Below are 2598 nucleotides of genomic sequence, written 5' to 3'. Positions count from 1 at the left end.
GGGTTTGTTGTTTGGGAACCACATAGTGGACGCAAGCAGTCTTGTTTCTTTTTACCAGTGCTTGGTGTGAACGTCTTTTGAATGCCGTTCACGCATTGGTGTGTGGTGTAAGTTATCGGCCTATTAGTACCGGTCAGCTTCACGAGTCGTTAGTCCTCGCTTCCACATCCGGCCTATCAACCCAGTGGTCTGGCTGGGGGCCTCTCACACACAAGGTGTATGGAAATCTCATCTCGAAGCGAGCTTCCCGCTTAGATGCTTTCAGCGGTTATCCCATCCGAACGTAGCTAATCAGCGGTGCACTTGGCAGTACAACTGACACACCAGAGGTTCGTCCGTCCCGGTCCTCTCGTACTAAGGACAGCCCTTCTCAAATTTCCTGCGCGCGCAGCGGATAGGGACCGAACTGTCTCACGACGTTCTAAACCCAGCTCGCGTACCGCTTTAATGGGCGAACAGCCCAACCCTTGGGACCTACTCCAGCCCCAGGATGCGACGAGCCGACATCGAGGTGCCAAACCATGCCGTCGATATGGACTCTTGGGCAAGATCAGCCTGTTATCCCCGAGGTACCTTTTATCCGTTGAGCGACGGCCATTCCACAATGTACCGCCGGATCACTAGTCCCGACTTTCGTCCCTGCTCGAGATGTCTCTCTCACAGTCAAGCTCCCTTGTGCACTTACACTCGACACCTGATTGCCAACCAGGCTGAGGGAACCTTTGGGCGCCTCCGTTACTTTTTAGGAGGCAACCGCCCCAGTTAAACTACCCATCAGGCACTGTCCCTGACCCGGATTACGGGCCGAAGTTAGATGTCCAAAGTGACCAGAGTGGTATTTCAACGATGACTCCACCCGAACTGGCGTCCGGGCTTCAACGTCTCCCACCTATCCTACACAAGCCACTCCGAACACCAATACCAAACTATAGTAAAGGTCTCGGGGTCTTTCCGTCCTGCTGCGCGTAACGAGCATCTTTACTCGTACTGCAATTTCGCCGAGTTTATGGTTGAGACAGCGGGGAAGTCGTTACTCCATTCGTGCAGGTCGGAACTTACCCGACAAGGAATTTCGCTACCTTAGGATGGTTATAGTTACCACCGCCGTTTACTGGGGCTTAAATTCTCAGCTTCGCCTTGCGGCTAACCGGTCCTCTTAACCTTCCAGCACCGGGCAGGAGTCAGTCCGTATACATCGTCTTGCGACTTCGCACGGACCTGTGTTTTTAGTAAACAGTCGCTTCCCCCTGGTCTCTGCGGCCCCGATCCCCTCCCACCAGCATGTGGTGTTCAAGGTTGGGGCCCCCCTTCTCCCGAAGTTACGGGGGCATTTTGCCGAGTTCCTTAACCATAATTCTCTCGATCGCCTTAGTATTCTCTACCTGATCACCTGTGTCGGTTTGGGGTACGGGCGGCTAAAACCTCGCGTCGATGCTTTTCTCGGCAGCATAGGATCACCAAATCCCCCCGTGAGGGGGTCCCATCAGATCTCAGGCATCATGAACAGCGGATTTGCCTACCGTTCGCCCTACATCCTTAGACCGGGACAACCATCGCCCGGCTTGGCTACCTTCCTGCGTCACACCTGTTAATACGCTTGCCTCCCAGGTTTCGGTCCCGCGCTCCACCAAAAACCACGTCACCACAAGGGTGGGCGGTCAGGTCTCGGGCGGTTAGTATCCCCTGTTCAACATGGACGGTTTTTCGCCGGTACGGGAATATCAACCCGTTGTCCATCGACTACGCCTGTCGGCCTCGCCTTAGGTCCCGACTTACCCAGGGCAGATTAGCTTGACCCTGGAACCCTTGATCATTCGGCGGACGGGTTTCTCACCCGTCTTTCGCTACTCATGCCTGCATTCTCACTCGTGTAGGCTCCACCGCTGGTTTACACCGCGACTTCACTGCCCACACGACGCTCCCCTACCCATCCAAACGCCTGAACTAACTTCACAAGGAAGCAGCTGAGCTAATATTTGAATGCCACAACTTCGGCGGTGTACTTGAGCCCCGCTACATTGTCGGCGCGGAATCACTTGACCAGTGAGCTATTACGCACTCTTTTAAGGATGGCTGCTTCTAAGCCAACCTCCTGGTTGTCTTCGCAACTCCACATCCTTTCCCACTTAGCACACGCTTAGGGGCCTTAGTTGGTGGTCTGGGCTGTTTCCCTCTCGACTATGAAGCTTATCCCCCACAGTCTCACTGCTGCGCTCTCACTTACCGGCATTCGGAGTTTGGCTGACGTCAGTAACCTTGTAGGGCCCATTAGCCATCCAGTAGCTCTACCTCCGGTAAGAAACACGCAACGCTGCACCTAAATGCATTTCGGGGAGAACCAGCTATCACGAAGTTTGATTGGCCTTTCACCCCTACCCACAGCTCATCCCCTCCATTTTCAACTGAAGTGGGTTCGGTCCTCCACGACGTCTTACCGTCGCTTCAACCTGGCCATGGGTAGATCACTTCGCTTCGGGTCTAGATCACGCCACTGCAACGCCCTATTCAGACTCGCTTTCGCTACGGCTTCCCCACACGGGTTAACCTCGCGACGTAACACTAACTCGCAGGCTCATTCTTCAAAAGGCACGCCGTCAC

1 rRNA gene is annotated in these 2598 nt (G+C 54.5%); it reads right to left on the bottom strand.

Features of this window, described 5'->3' with window-relative positions:
* Positions 1–102: 102 nt before the first annotated feature.
* Positions 103–2598, bottom strand: a 23S ribosomal RNA gene (locus ABV518_RS22260); the annotation flags it as partial.

The organism is Arthrobacter sp. HS15c, from assembly GCF_040812005.1.
Lineage (GTDB): Bacteria > Actinomycetota > Actinomycetes > Actinomycetales > Micrococcaceae > Arthrobacter.
The sequence above is the reverse complement of the archived record's forward strand: the minus strand, read 5'-3'. Positions and strand labels throughout refer to the sequence as shown.